The sequence below is a fragment of the Streptomyces sp. NPDC048415 genome (assembly GCF_040651675.1).
Taxonomy (GTDB): domain Bacteria; phylum Actinomycetota; class Actinomycetes; order Streptomycetales; family Streptomycetaceae; genus Streptomyces.
In genome coordinates this window covers 90637-109362 of record NZ_JBEZKJ010000012.1, presented here as the reverse complement: position 1 = coordinate 109362, position 18726 = coordinate 90637, and the positions used below count along the sequence as shown (strand labels likewise).

At 70.7% G+C, this 18726-nt stretch carries 16 protein-coding genes and 1 pseudogene; 6 read left to right on the top strand and 11 right to left on the bottom strand.

All coding sequences use genetic code 11. The features are described from left to right. Positions 1–40: 40 nt before the first annotated feature. Complete coding sequence (locus AB0D27_RS11785) at positions 41–1054, top strand: Gfo/Idh/MocA family oxidoreductase (RefSeq protein WP_362505749.1); 1014 nt, start codon at positions 41–43, stop codon at positions 1052–1054. Positions 1055–1060: 6 nt separating this feature from the next. Here the strand turns inward: AB0D27_RS11785 and AB0D27_RS11780 are convergent, their stop codons facing one another. Beyond that, the gene (locus AB0D27_RS11780; protein ID WP_362505746.1) at positions 1061–3085 is read right to left on the bottom strand and encodes a phosphocholine-specific phospholipase C; all 2025 of its coding nucleotides are present in this window, start codon (positions 3083–3085) and stop codon (positions 1061–1063) included. A gap of 193 nt (positions 3086–3278) precedes the next feature. Next, the gene (locus AB0D27_RS11775) at positions 3279–3725 is read right to left on the bottom strand and encodes an ester cyclase (RefSeq protein ID WP_362505743.1); all 447 of its coding nucleotides are present in this window, start codon (positions 3723–3725) and stop codon (positions 3279–3281) included. Positions 3726–3728: 3 nt separating this feature from the next. Here AB0D27_RS11775 and AB0D27_RS11770 point away from each other — a divergent pair, with 3 nt between their 5' ends. Together AB0D27_RS11770 and AB0D27_RS11765 are read left to right on the top strand one after the other, a co-directional pair. Continuing rightward, positions 3729–4208, top strand: coding sequence for a TetR-like C-terminal domain-containing protein (locus AB0D27_RS11770; RefSeq protein ID WP_362505740.1), 480 nt, complete (start codon positions 3729–3731; stop codon positions 4206–4208). Positions 4209–4512: 304 nt separating this feature from the next. Next, entirely contained in the window at positions 4513–5997 is a 1485-nt protein-coding gene (locus tag AB0D27_RS11765) for a SpoIIE family protein phosphatase (RefSeq protein WP_362505737.1), read from the top strand. Positions 5998–6069: 72 nt separating this feature from the next. Here the strand turns inward: AB0D27_RS11765 and AB0D27_RS11760 are convergent, their stop codons facing one another. Then, on the bottom strand, positions 6070–7569 hold the full coding sequence (locus AB0D27_RS11760; RefSeq protein WP_362505734.1) for a hypothetical protein: 1500 nt from the start codon (positions 7567–7569) through the stop codon (positions 6070–6072). A 234-nt stretch (positions 7570–7803) separates the two neighbouring features. On the opposite strand from AB0D27_RS11760, the gene AB0D27_RS11755 reads away from it, so the two are divergent. After that, a complete protein-coding gene (locus tag AB0D27_RS11755) occupies positions 7804–8943 on the top strand; it encodes an aminoglycoside phosphotransferase family protein (protein ID WP_362505732.1) in 1140 nt (379 codons plus the stop codon). A 330-nt stretch (positions 8944–9273) separates the two neighbouring features. Continuing rightward, positions 9274–11244, top strand: a complete 1971-nt coding sequence (locus tag AB0D27_RS11750) for a peptidoglycan recognition family protein (RefSeq protein ID WP_362505729.1) — start codon at positions 9274–9276, stop codon at positions 11242–11244. A gap of 58 nt (positions 11245–11302) precedes the next feature. Here AB0D27_RS11750 and AB0D27_RS11745 read toward each other — a convergent pair whose 3' ends face one another. Together AB0D27_RS11745 and AB0D27_RS11740 are read right to left on the bottom strand one after the other, a co-directional pair. Next, positions 11303–11800, bottom strand: coding sequence for a hypothetical protein (locus AB0D27_RS11745; protein ID WP_362505727.1), 498 nt, complete (start codon positions 11798–11800; stop codon positions 11303–11305). A gap of 175 nt (positions 11801–11975) precedes the next feature. Further along, complete coding sequence (locus AB0D27_RS11740; RefSeq protein WP_362505724.1) at positions 11976–12575, bottom strand: ABATE domain-containing protein; 600 nt, start codon at positions 12573–12575, stop codon at positions 11976–11978. A gap of 205 nt (positions 12576–12780) precedes the next feature. Here AB0D27_RS11740 and AB0D27_RS11735 point away from each other — a divergent pair. Next, positions 12781–12930: pseudogene (locus AB0D27_RS11735) on the top strand (oxidase); the annotation flags it as partial. Between the two features lie 338 nt (positions 12931–13268). Here the strand turns inward: AB0D27_RS11735 and AB0D27_RS11730 are convergent. The 6 genes from AB0D27_RS11730 to AB0D27_RS11705 all read right to left on the bottom strand — a co-directional run bounded on the left by AB0D27_RS11730 (position 13269) and on the right by AB0D27_RS11705 (position 18603). Further along, a complete protein-coding gene (locus tag AB0D27_RS11730) occupies positions 13269–14174 on the bottom strand; it encodes a universal stress protein (protein ID WP_362505721.1) in 906 nt (301 codons plus the stop codon). A 124-nt stretch (positions 14175–14298) separates the two neighbouring features. Further along, positions 14299–14541: a DUF397 domain-containing protein gene (locus AB0D27_RS11725; RefSeq protein ID WP_362505718.1), complete on the bottom strand. Its 243-nt coding sequence runs from the start codon at positions 14539–14541 to the stop codon at positions 14299–14301. 83 nt (positions 14542–14624) lie between these two features. Then, positions 14625–15791, bottom strand: coding sequence for a thiolase domain-containing protein (locus AB0D27_RS11720; protein ID WP_362505715.1), 1167 nt, complete (start codon positions 15789–15791; stop codon positions 14625–14627). Continuing rightward, positions 15788–16837, bottom strand: coding sequence for a thiolase domain-containing protein (locus tag AB0D27_RS11715; RefSeq protein WP_362505714.1), 1050 nt, complete (start codon positions 16835–16837; stop codon positions 15788–15790). The genes AB0D27_RS11720 and AB0D27_RS11715 overlap by 4 nt, the downstream gene beginning before the upstream one ends. Then, positions 16834–17781, bottom strand: coding sequence for an OB-fold domain-containing protein (locus AB0D27_RS11710; RefSeq protein ID WP_362505712.1), 948 nt, complete (start codon positions 17779–17781; stop codon positions 16834–16836). The genes AB0D27_RS11715 and AB0D27_RS11710 overlap by 4 nt, the downstream gene beginning before the upstream one ends. A 21-nt stretch (positions 17782–17802) precedes the next feature. After that, the gene (locus AB0D27_RS11705; RefSeq protein WP_362505709.1) at positions 17803–18603 is read right to left on the bottom strand and encodes a crotonase/enoyl-CoA hydratase family protein; all 801 of its coding nucleotides are present in this window, start codon (positions 18601–18603) and stop codon (positions 17803–17805) included. Positions 18604–18726 lie beyond the last annotated feature (123 nt).

Here is an 18726-nt window from a genome sequence, read left to right as displayed (position 1 = left end):
GACAATCTGATCGAGAGCTGTCGGCGGGAGAGGTGAGCGCGTGAGTGAGCTGTTGGGTGTAGCGGTCCTGGGTGCCGGACACATGGGGGCCGACCATATACGGCGTATCGACCGAGTGGTGAGCGGTGCGAGGGTCGCCGCCGTGGCGGATCCCGACACCGGACGTGCCAAGGACGCCGTGGCCGGAATCGACGGCGTCTCGGTCCATTCCGAGGTGGCGGCCGCACTCGACGCACCGGGTGTCCGGGCGGTGTTGATCGCCTCGCCCGGCCCCGCGCACGAGGAGGCGCTGCTCGCGGCCTTCGAGCGCGGCCTGCCGGTGCTGTGCGAAAAGCCGCTGGTGCCGGAGTCGGCCGGAGCGCTTCGCGTGGTGGAGGCCGAGACGCGGCTCGGGCGGCGGCTCGCCCAGGTCGGGTTCATGCGTCGTTACGACGCCGAGTATCAGCGCCTCAAGTCCCTGCTGGACAGCGGCAGACTGGGCCGTCCGCTGATGCTGCACTGCACGCACCGCAACGTCGCCTCCCCGCCCGGCTTCACCTCGGCGATGCTGGTCAACAGCTCTGTGTCGCACGAGATCGACGCGGCGCGCTGGCTGTTGGGCCATGAGCTCACGGCCGTGACCGTGCTGCGTCCGCGGCCGTCCTCGCACGCCCCTCAGGGCCTGCTCGATCCCCAGTTCGTGCTGTTCGAGACGGCGGCGGGGGCTCTCGTCGACGTCGAGGTCTTCGTCAACTCCGGCTTCGGCTACCAGGTGCGGTGCGAGGCGGTCTGCGAGTCGGGGACCGCACGGATCGGGGACGAGCACACGATGGTCGTGACGACGGCGGGCGGCGCGTCCGAGGAGGTGGCCCGGGACTACCTCGTACGCTTCGCCGACGCCTACGACCGCGAGGTGCAGGCATGGGTGGACGCCACCCGCGTGGGCCGCGTCACCGGCCCGAGTGTCTGGGACGGGTACGCGGCGTCCGCCGTCGCCGAGGCGGGGGTCCGGGCGCTGGAGAACGGCGGCCGGGTGAGCGTCGAACTCGCTCCGCGCCCTGACCTGTACGCGTGAGGGGAGTCAGCCGCTGACGCTCGCCGTGCCCGTCTCGATATGGCCGGTGAACCGGCGCGACCAGCTCGCGTCGGAGTCCACGGTGATCGTGAAGTCGTACCAACCGTCCTGGTAGGCCACCGCGTTGAAGAAGTCCTCCGTTGAGCCGGCCGCGGCGACCGTGTAGGTCCAGGGCCCGTCGCCGCGGTAGTGGTTCGAGGTGATCGTGAACCTCACCGAGGACGCGGAGGAGTTGGTCATCTTGACGTAGAGGGCTGTCTTCCCGGTGCCGGGCTCCGTCGCGTAACGGGTGCTGACCTCGGCCGACTTGCCCGCCTGCGTCGCGTCGCCCTTGAAGCGGCGCAGGAAGCGGTTGGGGCCGACCATCGAGAGGTCGTACTTGCCGTCGCCGTAGCCCGAGCCGATGTTGAAGTAGTCGGAGGCGGTGCCGCCCGCGTCGACGGTGTACTGCCAGGGCACCGTGTCGCGGTAGGCACCCGGGTGGATGGAGAAGTGCGCGGCGCTCCTGGCGGGGCTGCCCTGGTTGGCCATGGTGAACCAGGCGAGGATCTTGCCGCTGGCTCCGAACTCCAGTTGGTCCAGGTAGCCGTTCGGCTGGTAGGGCAGGGCGCGGGCGGGCCGGGTGCCGGGTTCCTGGGCGGGCAGCGCGTTGGTGGTGGGCACCGGGTTGGGCAGGGGGCCGCAGGTGTCGTACCCGATGACGCCCGTCGCGGGCAGCGAGGCGGCGCCGTACACCGGGTGCGCGAAGTCGAAGACGCCGGTGAGGTCACCGGTCACCTTGCGGCGCCAGGCGCTGATGTTGGGGCAGGGGGCGGGCTTGCCGAGGGCGCCGGTCCAGGTCTCCAGGAACCGCAGCACGGAGGTGTGGTCGAAGACCTCCGAGGAGACCCAACCGCCACGTGTCCAGGGCGAGATGACGAGCATGGGGACGCGGAAGCCGAGTCCGTACGGCACGCCGCTCAGGAACTCCCCCGCCGTGTTCGCGGGCGGCGCCGGGGGCGGGACATGGTCGAAGAAGCCGTCGTTCTCGTCGTAGTTGAGGAACAGGACGGTCGAATTGAACACGGTGGAGTCGGCCGCGAGCGCCTTGTAGACCAGGTCGACGAAGTGGGCGCCGTCGCCGGGCGGAGCGTACGGGTGCTCGGAGAAGGCCTGGTTGGCGACCACCCAGGAGACCTGGGGGAGGGTGCCCGCGAGGACGTCGGCCCTGATGGCGGCGGCGATGTCGTCGGGCGTGGAGCCGGTGACCTTCGGCACGGAGGCCATGCCGCGGTCGTAGAGCGGGTCGCCCGCCTTGGCCGCGGCGAACTTCTTGAAGTAGGCGCAGCCGTTGTCGCCGTAGTTGTCCTGTGCGTTCTGGTAGACCTTCCAGGTCACGCCGGCCGCTTGCAGCGCCTCGGCGTAGTTCTGCCAGGTCAGTCCGGACTCGTCGCCCCCGTCGTAGCTGGAGCTGTCGACCTTGCCGCTCCACAGGTAGGTGCGGTTGGGTCCGGTGGCGCTGAGCGTGGAGCAGAAGTAGGCGTCGCAGATGGTGTAGTTGTCGGCGAGGGCGTAGTGGAAGGGGATGTCGGACCGGTCGAGATAACCCAGCGACCGTACGTTTCCGACGCCCGAGACCCAGTTGTCGAGCCGCCCCTTGTTCCAGGCGGAGTGCTGCGAGGACCAGGAGTGCGGGAGGTCGCCGTTGCACTGGGCCAGGGTCTCGCCGTCCTTGCCGCCCGCGGCGGGCGTGGAGCTGAGCTTCCACGGGTACTGTCTGCCGCTGCCGCTCGGCTGGTTGAAGACCGGGTAGCCGCCGGACAGTGTGATGCCGCTGCGGTCGTCGAAGCCGCGGACGCCCTTGAGGCGGCCGAAGTAGTGGTCGAAGCTGCGGTTCTCCTGCATGAGGATGACGACGTGCTGTACGTCCGCGATCGTGCCGGTCGCCGTCGCTGCGGCGGCGGCCGCCGGCCGCGAACCGACGCCCATCACGGCGCCCGCCGCCACGGATGCGCCGAGCCCCACAAAGCCTCTTCGGCTGATCGGTGTCATTCGCCCCGCCCTCGTCACTGGCGTCCCCCTGCGGCACACCGCGCGCAAGCGTGCACGCGGTGATCGTCAAGGTCCATACCTCTGCGGTGAGGCGCGGGTGAACAGCGGTCGAACCTCGCCGTTCATCCGTGCGGTCCGGCCGGCTCGCGTGGACGAGTCGGGCGGACTCCAGCACTGCGTCCGCGCTGAACTGTCAGGAGCAGGAGGGCAGTTCACGTATGCCGAGCTGCTGGACGAACAGCAGGCTGTCCGCGTTCGCCCAGTACTCGGCCAGCAAACCGTTCTCGACACGAAGAGTGTCGGTTCCCGTGAACGCGACCTCGTTGCCGATCGCCTCCTCGCAAGCGCCGGAGAAGCCGCCGCGGTAGGTTCCGCGCGCCTGCCAGCGGACCACCAGGTATTCCTCGGTGGCGATCGGTCCCACCTGGATGTCGAACGTCAGATCACTCAGCAGCAAGTGGATCCCGGCCACCCACTGGTTCAGGGCCTCCCGGCCGTGGATCTCGTGACCGCCCGATCCGGTGATCGGCGCCGCGTGGGCGACGAAATCCGGGGCGATGATCTTCTCAGTGAGGGAAAGGTCGTTGTTCCAGAGCTCTTTCCAGGGCTCGGCCAGCGCGGCGTTTTCTTGTGCGGACATCGAATGCGCCTCATTGACGCGTACGCAGACCTGGCGTCAGCTCTCGACCGCGCGGCCGGCGACGCCGCGCAGGACGGGGGCGCGCGACTGACCTCGGTCGTAGGGGCCTACCGCGACTGGGCCCTGGCCGAACCGCACCGCTATCGCCTGCTCTTCCGGGCACCCCTGCAGGGCTATGACGCGCAGTCCACGAACCTCGTCGAGGCCGCACAGCCCGCCATGAACGTCGTACTGAACGTGGTGAGCGGCCTCGCGAGGCCCGGCACGCCCGTTCCGCAGGGTACGGAGTCGCAGTTTCAGGAGTGGATGCGGCATCACGGAGTCACCCATGTGTCGACGGAGGCCGCCTCACGCACCACCCTGCTGTGGGCCCACCTGCATGGGCTGGTGAGCCTGGAGATCGAGGGCAACTTCACGTCGATGGGCATCGACCCGGCCCCTCTTTATGAGGCGGAGGTACGGGAATGCGTCGGGTCCCTCTGAGGTCGCACTCCATCACCGAAAGGCCTCGCACAAGGCCTCGCACAAATGACCTTCGAACAGGAGAATGAGCGAGGGGCACGTGTACCTCTCCGGGCCATCAACTCGCGTATCCGCTCTACGACTTGGCTCCCCGGGCGCGTACTCGACCAGTCCCTGGAAATCCGCCCGGGAGGACTGAGGCATATGTCAGAAGCACCACCGTATCGTGTGTTGCCAAATCCCTTACAGCGAGTCGCAGGCTGTGCGACAGTCGTAACGGTCCTTCCTCAGCCCAGGTCGTACCGTCCCCGCATCGGAGTACGTCATGTCCCCCCATCTCTCTGCGGACCACCCAGCCGCCCAGCCGCCGCAGCGCGGCACGGTCGACGCGCTCATTTCGCAGACGCGGCGACTGCGCGGCGGGGTGGACGCCGTACGGCGTGAGGCACCCGCCGACGGCGAGGACCCGCAGGGGCGCTGGCAGCGTGCGCTGTGCAACCTGGCTTTGCATCAACTCAGCGATCTGGACGAGCACTTGGCCCAGCTGCGGGACGGACCGCCTCCCGTGTCCGCTCACCCCGCAGCCGCCCCCGCCGCCCGAGCCGCGTCGGCCGCATCCTGGCGCGGCTCGCTCTTGAGCCGGGTCGGCAGCGCCGAGTGGAACCTGCTGACGGACGAGGCCAGTTGGTCGGGGGAGCTCTACCAGATCCTCGGCCGCGATCCCGCCGCTCCCCCGCTCACCCTCGACGAACTGCCGTCACTGGTGCTCGACGAGGATCGCCCGATGCTGACCGCGATGGTGACGGACTGCCTCATCGACGCCAAACCCATCGACGGGGAGTTCCGCGTAGTGCGCCCCGACGGCGGCGTGCGGACCGTACACATGATGGGCGAGCCCGTGCTCGACGCCGACGGCAGCACCGCCTCGATGTGGGCCGTGCTGCGCGATGTCAGCGAACTGCGCCGCAGTCAGCGCTCGGTGAGCGAGACCTGTGACTCGCTGCAACACGAGCGGCACTTCGCGCAGACCGAGCACCGGCTCGCGGTCGAACTGCAGGAGGCCGTACTACCGCCGTGGCGCGGCTCCCTGCGGTTCCCCGACCGGGGTGAGCAGCCCCTGGAACTCGCCGCCCACTATCTGCCGTCGTCGACCAGCGCCCTGATCGGCGGAGACTGGTACGACGCCCTCGAACTCCCCGGCGGGGAAACCCTGTTGAGCGTCGGTGACCTCACCGGCCACGGAGTCGCCGTGACCTCGGGCATGGCGATGCTGCTCGGCGCCCTGCGCGGCATGGCCGTCGCGGGCACCCAGCCGGGTCAACTGATGTCCTGGCTCAACCAGTTACTGGACGCCACCGTGCAGCCGGCCCTCGGCAGCGCCGTCTGCTGCCGCTACCGGCCAAAGACCCGCACCCTGAGCTGGGCGCAGGCAGGACACCCCGCCCCGCTGCTGTTCCGCAACGGGACGGGGCGCGCGCTGGCCGCACCGGACGGCGTGCTGCTCGGGGCGACCTCGGGTGCCGTTTACGGGCAGGCCGAGGAGACCCTCGACGACGGCGACCTGCTGCTCCTGCACACCGACGGACTGGTGCCCCGGCGATGGGGGTCCCCGCGCTCGAGCGCAGCCGAGAGTGGGGGAGAAGCCGGGAGCGGGGGAGCAACGGCGGCCGTCCAGCGGCTGCTCGACCTGGCCCCACGCTTCGAAGGCGCCCGCACGGCCCAGGATTGTGTACGGATGGTTGTCGAGGAATTCGGCGAGACCGAGCGCGAGGACGACGCCTGCGTGCTCATCGCCCGGGTCGGCTCCTGACCACCGGGGTAACCATCGAGGTCACGCCACGACACTGCCAGGAACAACCCGTGTTGCCGGCACGGGAGCCTCTTACGCCCGCGCGCTGTTGCCGCCACTGGGCTTCAACGAGCCGGGGGGAAGGGCGAGTTTGATCTCCTCACGCAGATCGTGGATCTTCGGATAGCTGGAGTACTGCCCGGTGAGCCGGTACATCTCACGCAGCCGGTCCCAGGTGCGGTGGGAGGAGTTGGACCCCATCGATGTCAGGGCCAGTCGCGCGTACCGGTCGGCCTGTTCGGGATCGTCGGCGATGAAGCAGGCCGACGCGAGGGAGATGTGGTCGAAGATCTTCGACCGCTCCCGGCCGGACTCGCGCAATTTCAGCGCCTCTTTGGCGTGACGCTGCGCGGTCGCGGCGGCCGTCGGTTCGTGCTCGGCCAGGGTGCGGTAGGCGAGGGCCTGCATACCGTGCATGTCGGCCTCGTCGAACAGCTGCATCCAACTCGGCGGAGGCACGTCGCCCCGGTCGGAGACGAACAGGTCCTCCGCCTGGCCGAGGGTGCGCCGCATGGCCTGGCCCTTGCCCAGCGACGCCTGTGCCCAGGCCTCGATGGTGTAGATCATGGCCTGGGTGCGGGGCAGCACCTCGTCGCCGGAACCGGACTTGGCGAGCTTCATCAGGTCGAGTGCGTCGTCGGGCCGGCCCAGGTGCACCATCTGGCGAGCCGCTCGGGAGAGCGCCTCCCCGGCGCGGGGCCGGTCACCGCCCTCGCGGGCCGCGTGGGCGGCGATGACGAAGTACTTCTGAGCCGTGGGCTCCAGGCCGACGTCGTGTGACATCCAGCCCGCGAGGACGGCGAGATTGGCGGCGACGCCCCACAGGCGCCGCTGCAGATGGTCGGGGTGTCGGTAGGAGAGCATGCCTCCCACTTCGTTGAGCTGGCCCACCACAGCCTTGCGCTGGAGTCCGCCGCCGCGGGCGGCGTCCCAGGCCCGGAACACCTCGACCGAGCGCTCCAGTTCCTCGATCTCCTGCGACCCGATGGGGGCGGCCTCATAGCGGTCGAACCCAGCGGGGTCGGCGTGCAGGGGGTCTTCGAACTGGGGAGCGTCGGCCGCGAGGGCCGGATCGGTGTGGAGCCAGTCGTGCATGGCGGTACTGAGTGCGGATCCCGCGGCGAGCGCGGCACCCGCGCCCACCAAGCCGCGTCGGTTGAGCATGAGGTCCATTCCCGTGAATTCGGTGAGGACCGCAGCAGTCCGCTCGGGCGCCCACGGCACTCCGTCGGGATGTTCCGCACTCCCGCCGCTGGGCCGTTTCCCCACGCGCCCGTGCCGGACCAGACCGAGGTCCTCGATGGTCACGACACGGCCGAGATGCTCGGTGAACAGGGCTGCCAGCACCCGCGGTACCGGATCGCGCGGGATCTCTCCCATGTCGATCCAACGCCGCACTCGTGAGGTGTCGGTCGCCAGTTGGGGGTGGCCCATGGCCGCCGCCTGCCGGTTGACCATCCTCGCGAGTTCACCCTTGGACCAGCCGGCCAGGCCGAACAGGTCCGCCAGGCGGGTGTTGGGTTGTCCGTTCACGTCAAGCCCCCAGGTTCTCGGCTGATTTGACAGTAACCGCCTGTCAGTTGCTGAGCGACTATTCGCCAGGGTTCGCCAGGGTGCGCCAGATGGTGTGCCACTGGGCGACGGGTGTCAGGTAGGAACGCGCCACCCCGACCCGGTTGCCGCAGGGACATTCCCCAGGGTGAGACCCGGGCGGCCGGGGCGGGTAGCGCGGCAACTCGCAGGCACACGAAGGGATCTGTATCGCCCATGTACGCAGCATCGTCCTCCGTGTCCGCTCCGCCCCGGTCGTTGCACCCCCGCCCGGCGGGCAGCGGCCCCTACCTCGACCCCGCGCGTCAGGCGGCCCCCGTGCTCGGTGCCGGCAGGACGCGGCGCGTTCCGGGTCTCGGCACCCAACCGCTCAGCGGGAGACTCGACTTGTCCGGCCCTCAGGGCGCGCAGCTGCGCACGGCGATCGCGTCGGTGCACCGCATCTGTCCGGAGTTCGCTCCGGTGCAGGTACTGCGCCGCAGCGGACGCTCCGTGCTCCTGGTCGGCACGACGGGGCGCAGCACGGCCGTCGCCAAGTGTTTACTGGACCACTCCCCCATCTGGGCGGAGCGGATCCGGCATGAAATAGCGGCCTACCGCTCGTTCGTGCGGCACCGGCCTCCGGTCCGGGTGCCCCGGCTGATCGCGGCGGACCCCGACAACTGCACTCTGGTGATCGAGCGAATGCCGGGCCGGGTGGCGGCCCTGCACCGGCATCCGGCCGAGGCTCCGCCCCGCGCGGACATCCGGGCAGCGTTGGGCGCGATCTGCCGGCTGAACGCGTGGCGGCCGCCGGCGGGGACGTTCAACGCCCCGCTGGACTACGCGGAACGGATCTCCCGTTTCCATGAGCTGGGTCTGCTCACGGACCGGGACATGGGCGATCTGCAGAAGCTGGTGCATGGCATCGCGCACTCGGCCGGCCGTCAGGGCATGGGCCAGTTCTGCCACGGCGACGCCCTCCTGTCGAACATCCTGCTCTCACCGGCCGGTCCAGTGCTGGTGGACTGGGAGCACGCGGGTTGGTATCTGCCGGGGTACGACCTGGCGACCCTGTGGGCGGTCCTCGGGGATGCCCCCGTGGCCCGGCGGCAGATCAGCCAGCTCGCGCAGTCGGCGGGGCCCGCGGCGCGCGACGCGTTCCTGGTGAACCTGATGCTGGTGCTCACCAGGGAGATCCGTACGTACGAGACGGCCGTGCAGCGTTCGATGCACGACACGGCCCCGGCGGCACCGGGGCCGGCCCACCCGGGTGCTGCGCCGTCCGGCGAGGAACAGCGGCTGCTGCTGAGGCGGCTGCACGACGACTGCCAGTTGGCCCGTCGGGCCGTTCGAGCGGCGGTCGGCACTCGCTGACGGGGATGGTGGTCCGCGGTTGCGCCCGGGACAGCGGCGCACCGCGGACCTTCGTCATGGGGGAAACCGGCGCACCGCGGACCTTCGTCATGTCGCGGGCGTGGGCCGCCCGTCCTGGATTCGATGCCGTCCTCCATTCGGGTTATTGGTCCACTCCACTGACGCCCCGCAGGCAGGGTCGCCGCCGCCACGAAAACCCTTTCACCTGTCGCTGACATGGGAAATCGCCTTCCTCTGGGCATGATTGACGGATCGTCGGAGAGCCGGTAGCACTGACGCACGTTCGGCCCCCGCACGCCCCACCGCGCTCGACCGTCCCAGGAGGCTGCATTGCACAGGTCCGCCACAGACCCCAAGGGCACCGCCGAGCACAGACGCGCGCGCAGGACCGCGGGCGCCGTCGCGTCCGCGGCACTGCTGCTGCCGCTGCTCGGCGCGGCCCCGTCCAGCACCGCCGAGGAGGCGCCCTCCGCTCAGTTGGAGCGGGCCTTCTCCACCGCGGCCGCCGAGTACCACGTGCCGCAGAGCGTCCTGCTCGCCGTCTCCTACCTCCAGTCCCGCTGGGACGCGCACGCCGGCGCCCCGAGCGTCAGCGGCGGCTACGGCCCCATGCACCTCACCGACGCCCGTACGGCGCTAGCCGAGGCGCCGCACCACAGCGAGGGCACGGAGGACGCCCGTGGGGACAGCTCACGCGCGGCCCTGCGGCCGGTCGCGTTGGTGCCGTCGGACTCCCAACTACCGGCCCGTCTCAAGACATTGACGAAGGCGGCCGAACTCACGGGCCTGCCGGCGGAGCGCCTGCGTACGGACCCGACCGCGAACCTCGAAGGGGGCGCCGCGCTCCTCGCCGCCGCTCAGAAGAACCTCGGCGAGCCGCTGAGCCAGGACGCGGCCGACTGGTACGGGGCGGTGGCGAGCTTCTCGGGCGCGGACGACACCGCGACGGCGGCGGCGTACGCCAATGACGTGTACCAGGTGATGCGTGAAGGCGAGGAGCGCACCACGGACGCCGGTCAGCGGGTGGCGCTCGCCGCCCAGCCCGAGCTGAGCGCCGACACGGCACAGCTTCGCCGCGCGGGACTGCGTACGGCCTCCGCCGTTGGCACGGAATGCCCCGAGACCGTGTCCTGCGAATGGGTCCCGGCCCCGTACTCGGAGTTCGGCGAGGGTGACTACGGCAACCACGACCTCGGCGACCGGCCCGCCTCGCAGAGCATCAAGTACATCGTCATCCACGACACGGAAGGCACCTGGGACGGCGTGCTGAAGCTGGTCCAGGACCCCACCTATGTGTCGTGGAACTACACCCTGCGCTCGACCGACGGTCACATCGCCCAGCATGTAAAGACAAAGGACGTGGCCTGGCACGCGGGCAACTGGTACATCAACGCCAAGTCGATCGGACTGGAGCACGAGGGCTTCCTCGCCGAGCCGGACGCCTGGTACACGGAGGAGATGTACCGGGCCTCGGCGCGGCTGGTGAAATACCTGTCCAAGAAGTACGACGTCCCGCTGGACCGGCAGCACATCCTCGGGCACGACAACGTACCGGGCCCGACGACCTCCACCATCCCGGGCATGCACACGGACCCGGGCCCGTACTGGGACTGGGAGCACTACTTCACGCTGCTGGGGCACCCCTTCCACCGCAGTACGAAGCCCGGCGGCGGGCTGGTGACCGTACTGCCCGACTTCGCCGAGAACCGGCCGGTGTACACGGGCTGCGTCACCAAGGGCGAGCCCTGCGCCACCCACGGCTCCAGCGAGGTGCGGCTCTACTCCCAGCCGGACGATGCCTCGCCCCTCATCAAGGACATCGGTCTGTATCCCAAGGGCGACGCCTCGACGACCGGCGTGAACGACGTCGCCTCGCGCGTCTCCACCGGTCAGCGGTACGCGGTCGCCGACCGTGACGGGGACTGGACGGCGATCTGGTACCTGGGCCAGAAGGCCTGGTTCAAGAACCCGTCGAAGCAGCCGACGGCGGTCGCCGCGTCGGGGTCGGTCGTCACGCCCAAGGCAGGCCTCACGGACATCCCCGTGTACGGGCGTGCCTACCCGGAGAAGGAGGCGTACCCGGCGGGCGTTCCCGTCCAGTCGGTCTCCCGGCTGCCGTACAAACTGCTCGAGGGTCAACAGTATGCGGTCGGTGACAAGGTGCCGGGCGAGTACTTCTACGCGCCGACCTTCGACACGGCCCCGCACAAGGTCGTGATCGGCACGGACATGTACTACGAGATCCAGTTCGGGCACCGGGTGGCGTTCGTGCGGGCCGCGGATGTGGACCTGATTCCGTAGCACGCTGGACGCATCGGGCCGGGTCCGCGGGTGGCGGGCCCGGCCACGCTGCCGCGCGTCAGCTCTGCTGGAAGAGTTCGGCGGGCAGCGGCTTCAGCAGGGCGTACAGGTCGTCGGTGATGGGGCGGTCCCAGGCGGCGATGGTCACCAGGACGTTGTCACTGCGGTCGAACTGCACACAGGAGATGCGGGTCTCGGAGAGCTTCAGGCGGCGCACGATCAGGAGGTTGTCGCCCTGCATCACCGGCATGTCCTCGGTCCCGGTGACGGTGACCTCCTCGTCGTTCTCCAGCGCGAGCAGCAGCTGGGCAACCTCGAAGGGGACCTCGCCCTCGGCGGTGTCGCGGGCCGGCGAGCCCTCCGGCAGATTGCCGATGATCATCGCGGGGCCGCGGCCGCCGAACAGGTCATAGCGCAGGAAGACGCCCTGGCAGCTGCCGTCGGGGGCGGGCAGCAGGCCCGCGCCGAGATTGCCCGGCCAGTCGCCCGGGTCCATGGCCAGAACGTCGAAGTCGGGCCCGGCGGGGGTGGCGCTGCGGCGGCGGAGGAAGGACATGCCGCAATGGTACGTGCACAGGCGTGAACCGGGCCCCGGGGGCGCGAGGCTGCGAACGGCCGCGCAGATGCCCTCCGTGAGCGGATACATACCGTGACCGCCATGCTCCTCACCGTACGCCGGGCCCCTCCGCGGGAAGCCCACCGAGCGCCCCCGCCGGGCAACGACCGGCGTTCTACGCCGACTTCTTGTGACGCTCGTGATGCCGGGCCACCCGCGCACGGTTGCCGCACGACGGTGTGCACCACTCCTGGCGTGGATGCTCCTTGATGAAGTACCGCACGCAGCGCGGCGCGTGGCAGGCGCGCAGCCGCTGTCGGTCGGGGCTCGCGAGGAAGGCGATCGCGGCCCGGGCGAGCGTCGCGGTGAGTTCCGGGCGGCCGTCCGGGGACTCCTGCCGTACGACGGGGTCGGCGCCCTCGGCCCAGGACAGGACGGGCACGGTCGGGGTCCGGGCGACCGCCGCGTTGAGGCGCCGCACTGCCTCGGGTACGGGCAGCAGCCGTGCGGCGTCGGCGGGGCTCGGCTCCGCGGGGCGTACGGCGCGGGCGAACAGGGCGCGGACGGCGGCGCGCAGGTCGCGTACGGCGTGGAGCGCTGCGTCGTCGGCGACGTACACCTCGGCACCCGCCAGCGCGTCGGGGCGCGCCCGCACCCAGGCGGTGAGACCGGCCGGCTCGGCGAGGTCGTCCGCGGCTCCCCCGTTGCCGTCGTGCCGGATGGTCAGGGCGAGGTCGAGTGCGAGCCGCGCGTCCCTGTTGATCGAGTCGTCCATGGCCCTAATGATAGTTTCGGGAGCATCCATTAGCGCACGAGGGGGAGGCTCCATGGAGGATCTGCGTCAGCTGCTCCGCGGTCTGGCGGTGTTCGCGGGCGAACCGTCCACGTTGGACCCGGCGACGGCGCCCGGCACGCCCGCCGAGCTGTTCACCGAGTGACTGCTCGCGGCCCTACGCGCCGGGGTGCGTGAGCCGTACGCGATGACGCTTTCCACCGCGGGCGCCGACGGCAGCCCGACGGCGCGGACCCTGATCCCCGAGGACGTCGGCCCCGGCGGCCGGCAGTTCGCCTCGGACGGCGGCAGCGTCAAGGCGCGTGACCTCGGCGAGCGGTCGTACGCCGCCCTGACGTTCTACTGGCCGCGGCTGCCCCGGCAGGTGCGGGTGTGCGGGCCGGTCGTGGCCGAGAGTGCCGAGGCCGGCGCGGTGGACTTCCGGGCGCGCGGCGCCGGGGCCCGGGCGGAGTCCCCGGTGGAGCGCCAGTCGCAGCCGCTCGGGGATCTCGCGGAGCGCGACGCGGCCGCCGTCAAGGAGTCACTGGCCCGCCTGGAGGCGGAGCCGGACCTGGTGGCGCCGGGCTGGCAGGACGCGACAAGGAGCGGCGGCACACGCGGCTCGCGTATCTGCGAGACGGCTCCGCCTGGACGAAGCAGTTGCTGTGGCCGTGAACCGGTCCGACCGCGGCGGCGTCAGCCCGGGCCGGCGCTGCCCGGCGGTACCACCGCGACCGGACTCGCGGCGTGCAGCAGTACGGCCTGCGTGACCGAGCCCATCATCCGCGCGGGCGCGAGGAGGCGGCGGCGGTGGCGGCCCACGACGACGAGTTCGGCACCGTTCGAGGCCGCGACGAGGTGGCCGGCCGCGTCGCCGGGCGGCACGTAGAGATCGACGGGGACGTCGGTACGGCGCGCACGGTGCGGGGCGAGGAAGCCTTCGGCCAGTCTCCGTGTCTCGCCCTCGACGGCGTCCTGCTCGAGGGTGGCGGGAGCGAAATCACCGGGCACGGCCCAGGTCAGGACCGGCCAGGGGTACGCGGCGACGACCTGGACGCGGGCGTCGCGCAGGGCCGCCTCGGCGAATGCGAAGGCGAGCGCGGCGTCGTCGGGGCTGTCGGTGTGGAGGCCCGCGACGACACGCGGTCCCGGTGCCGCAGGAGGCGCGTCCGGCACTTCCCGTCCGGGGCGCGGCACCACCACGACGGGGCACTCGGCGTCACGTGCCGCAGCCATCCCGTTGGAGCCGAGCAACAGACCGACGAAGCCACCGCGGCCCCGGGATCCGAGCACCAACAACTGGGCGGCGGAACCGAGTTCAGGCAGCACGGCACCCGGCGCGCCCTCCAGAGCGGCATACTCCGTGGCCGGCGGGGCGGCCTGCCGGCTCACATAGGTGCGTACCTGGTCGAGTACGGGGTCATCGGCCGGATCCGGCGGCCCGGCGATCAGGACGTCGGGCTGCGCCCAGGGCGCGTACTGCCGCACATGGACCGCGCGCAGGGGCGCCCCCCGCATCCGGGCCGCCGTGAGCGCCCAGTCCAGGGCGCGCAGGCTGTCGTCCGATCCGTCGACGGCCGCGATGACCGGCAGGGTGCTCATGGAATCCTCGCCTCCGGCACACGCTTCTGATCTTCCTGGGGCCAGCCTGACTCAGCCGCGGTCCCCAGGAAGGGGTCGAAGGTCGCGTGTCCGGTAAAACCGAGGATTCACCTCCGCTGAGGGGTCACGTCAGGTCGAACTCTCCCTCGCGCGCTCCCGACACGAACGCCCCCCACTCCGCTGGTGTGAAGATCAGGGAGGGGCTCTCGGGCCGGCCGCTGTTGCGCATCGCGATGAAGCCCTCGACAAAAGCGATCTGGACGTCTCCCCGCCCTCGGCTGCTGGACTGCCACTTTGCGTCGCTGAGGTCCAGCTCCGGCTTGTCCCACCCCGCGAGCGGGTGCTGCTCGATGGTGCTTTCGGCCACGTCCGTGCTCCTCCCGGTTCGTCGTCCGCCGCCAGCCTAGCGATCGGTTCCGGCGGCGGACAGGCCACGTGAGGGGGAGGGTTTCAGGAGGCGGGCGGCGCGGCGCCGACCAGCCACATCGAGAAGAACTGGGATCCGCCGCCGTAGGCGTGACCCAGTACCCTGCGAGCCCCGTCCACCTGGTGCTCTCCCGCCTGGCCGCGCACCTGAAGTGCCGCCTCGGCGAAGCGGATCATGCCGGAGGCGCCGATCGGATTGGTGGACAGGACGCCGCCCGACATGTTGACGGGCAGGTCACCGTCCAGCTCCGTCACCCCTGACTCGGTGAGCTTCCAGCCCTCGCCTTCCTCGGCGAAACCCAGGTTTTCCAGCCACATGGGCTCGTACCAGGAGAACGGCACGTACATCTCGACGGCGTCGATGTCACGGCGCGGATCCGCGATGCCCGACTGCCGGTACACGTCCGCCGCGCAGTCCTTGCCCGCCTGCGGTGACACGAAGTCCTTGCCCGCGAAGAGGGTGGGCTCGCTGCGCATCGCGCCGCCGTGCAGCCATGCGGATGGCCGCGGCGAACGGGCGCTCCCCGCACGGTCGGTAAGGATCATCGCGCAGGCACCGTCCGAGGACGGGCACGTCTCCGAGTAGCGGATCGGGTCCCACAGCATGGGCGAGGCCTGCACCTTCTCGAGCGTGATGTCGTGCTCGTGGAGGTGGGCGTAGGGGTTCTTCAGCGCGTTGCGGCGGTCCTTGTACGCGACCAGGGAGCCGACCGTGTCGGGCGCGCCGGTGCGCCGCATGTACGCGCGTACGTGCGGCGCGAAGAAGCCGCCCGCGCCGGCCAGCAGCGGCTGCTGGAAGGGGATCGGCAGCGACAGGCCCCACATGGCGTTCGACTCGGACTGTTTTTCGTAGGCCAACGTCAGGACGGTGCCGTGGACGCGGCCCGCGATGAGGTTCGTGGCGACGAGAGCCGTCGAGCCGCCGACGGAGCCCGCCGTGTGCACGCGCAGCATCGGCTTGCCCACCGCTCCAAGAGCGTCGGCGAGGTACAGCTCCGGCATCATGACGCCCTCGAAGAAGTCGGGCGCCTTGCCGATGACGACGGCGTCAATGTCGGCCCATGTCAACTCGGCGTCTTCCAGCGCCCGTTGGGCGGCCTCGCGAACCAGGCCCGCGATGGACACGTCCCGTCGGGCCGCCACATGCTTGGTCTGGCCGATGCCTACGACGGCCACGGGCTCCTTGCTCATCGCGCCTCCCCTTCGAGTACGGCGACCAGGTTCTGTTGGAGGCAGGGCCCCGACGTGGCATGGGCCAGCGCCCGGTCGGACGCGCCGCGGTGGATGCGGGCGGCGGCCTCGCCGATGCGGATGAGCCCGGCCGCCATGACCGGGTTGGCGGCGAGAGCGCCCCCGGAGGGGTTGACGGTCACGTCGTCGCCGAGCCGCAGCGCCTTGCGCAGGATCACTTCCTGAGAGGTGAAGGGTGCGTGCAACTCGGCCGTGTCGACGGGCCTTTCGAAGGCGCCCGCCTTCTCGGCGGCCAGGCGCGTGGACGGTGAGTCGGTCAGATCGCGTACGCCGAGGCTGTGCGCCTCGATGCGGTGGTCGATGCCCCGGATCCAGGCGGGCCGTTCGCACAGGTCACGGGCGCGCTCTCCGGCCGCGAGGATCACGGCGGCGGCACCGTCGCCGACGGGCGGGCAGTCGCCGGTGCGCAGGGGACGTACGACGTAGTCGCCGTGGGCGACCGAACCCCTGAGCTGCGCATGGGAGTTGGTGGCCGCCGACGCGCGGCTGCGGGCCGCGACCGTGGCGAGCGCGGGCTCGTCGGTCTCTCCCGCGTCGATGAGCGCCTGCGTCTGGAGTGCCGCGAGAGCGACGGAATCCGGCCACAGGGGCGCGACGTAGTAGGGGTCCAACTGCCGGGTCAGTACGTCGCGTACGGAGCCGGGCGACGACTTGCCGTACGCGTAGACGAGCGCGGTGTCGGCGTCCCCGGTGAGCAGCTTCGTCCACGCCTCGTACAGCGCCCACGCGCCGTCCATCTCCACGTGCGACTCGGAGATCGGTGGCCAGGCGCCCACCCCGTCGAGTGCCATGGTGAAGGAGAAGGCGCGGCCCGCGAGATAGTCGCTGGAGCCGGAGCAGGTGAAGCCGATGTCGCTGGTCTTCAGGCCGGCCCGGTCGAGGACGCCGTGCAGGACCGGAATGAGCATCTCCACCTCGGAGAGCTCGTCGCTGGTGCGCCGGTGGACGGTCTGCCCGAAGGCGACTACGGCGATCTCGCGCGTCACAGCAGCTCCTTGTACGTCTCGTAGTCCGCGTCGGGTTCGCCGGTGGGCCGGTAGTGGTCGGGGTAGCGGCCCCCTTCCGTCCACACCGGCTCCACGCGCAGGCCCATGCGCACCTGGTCGTAGGGGATGCCGCCGATCCGGCCGTGCAGCGCCAGGTCGGCGCCGTCGAGGGCGATGTGGGCGTAGACGTAGGGCACTTCGATGTCGAGATTCGCCGTATGCCCAGCCTTGATGTTGACGATGCAGTACGTGGTGACGGTGCCGCGCGGCCCCACTTCCACCTGTTCGGATGTGGCCACGCCACAGGTGGGGCAGGCGCCCCTGGGCGGGACGTACACCTTGCGGCAGGACGGGCAGCGTTCGCCGACGGTGCGTTGCCCGGACAGGGCGTTGATGTAGCCGGTCTGGGCGCGGCCGGGCGAGTACACGTAGTCGAGGCGGGCCGGGGCGACGATGCCGGTCACCATCTCCTCGAACCGGCCGCTGTGGCCGGTGAGTTCCGCTGTCCCCTCGTACGGCTCGAAGCAGGCGATGTCCGTGATGGCGCCGGTGCGCTCGCCGGCCCAGCGGACGCGGACGCGCATGCCGGTGCGGACGGCGTCGGGGCCGGGGGCGTCGAGGGCGTGCAGCAGCGCGGTGTCGGCGCCGTCGAGCTTGACCAGCACCCAGGCGAAGGGGGTGTCGAGGGGCTGGCCCCGGCGGGGTTCGTGGTTCCAGGCCCAGGTGGTGACGGTGCCGGTGGGGGCGACCTCGACCAGGTCACGTATCTCCTCGGCGGTGATGGGGTCGTACTCGACGGGCGGCACGAGGGTGCGGCCGTCGGCGGTTCGCACGCCCAGGACGACGCCCTCGCGCAGGCCGGTGAGGAAGGCGCTCTGGACGGGGCCGAGCGAGCGGGTGAAGGGGAATTCGACGACGAGGGGGGCTTTGAGGACTTCGGGCATCCCGGATGTCTCCTTACGAGGTCAGGCGCGCCGGTAGACGGGCGGGCGCTTCTCCGCGAAGGCCCGGGAGCCCTCCTTGGCGTCGGCGGTGTCGAAGATCGGCCAGCCGCGCTCGAGCTCGGCGGCGAGCCCGTCGGTCTCGGTCATCGCGGCGGTCTCGTACACGGACGCCTTGACTGCTTCGACGGCGAGCGGGCCGCAGGCGTTGATCTGTCCGGCGATGGCGAGGGCCTTGTCCAGCGCGGTCCCGTCGGGGACGACATGGCCGATCAGACCGATGCCCGCGGCTTCCCGGGCCGAGTACGGGCGTCCAGTGAGCAGCATTTCGAGGGCGTGGGTGCGCGGGATCTGGCGTTGCAGCCGGACTGTGGAGCCGCCGATGGGGAAGAGTCCGCGCTTGACCTCGAAGAGCCCGAAGGTCGCGGACTCGCCGGCGACGCGGATGTCGGTGCCCTGGAGGATCTCCGTGCCGCCCGCGACGCAGTACCCCTCGACGGCGGCGATCACCGGTTTGCTCGGGCGGTGGTGGCGGAGCATCGCCTTCCAGTGCAGATCCGGGTCGGCCTTCAGCCGGTCCCGGTACTGCTCGCCCTCCATGCCCTTTCCGGCCAGCGCCTTGAGGTCCATCCCGGCGCAGAAGGCGCCGCCCGCTCCGGTGAGCACGATCGAGCGGATCGCGTCATCCTTGTCGGCCTCGAGCCAGCCGTCGTACAGGCCGACCAGCATCGGCAGCGAGAGCGCGTTCTTGGCCTCGGGCCTGTTGAGCGTGAGCACCAGTGTGGCGCCTTCGCGCTGCACGGTGAGGTGTTCCGTCCCACCCATTGCCGTCCTCCCGTCTCGGATGCGAGAACAGGTTGCAGGAGGCGAGGAGCCAGTACAAGAGTTTTCTGACAGGTAGTCAGATTTCTTCTGCCGGGACCCTTCACAGTTGGGTCCCGCTTTGCT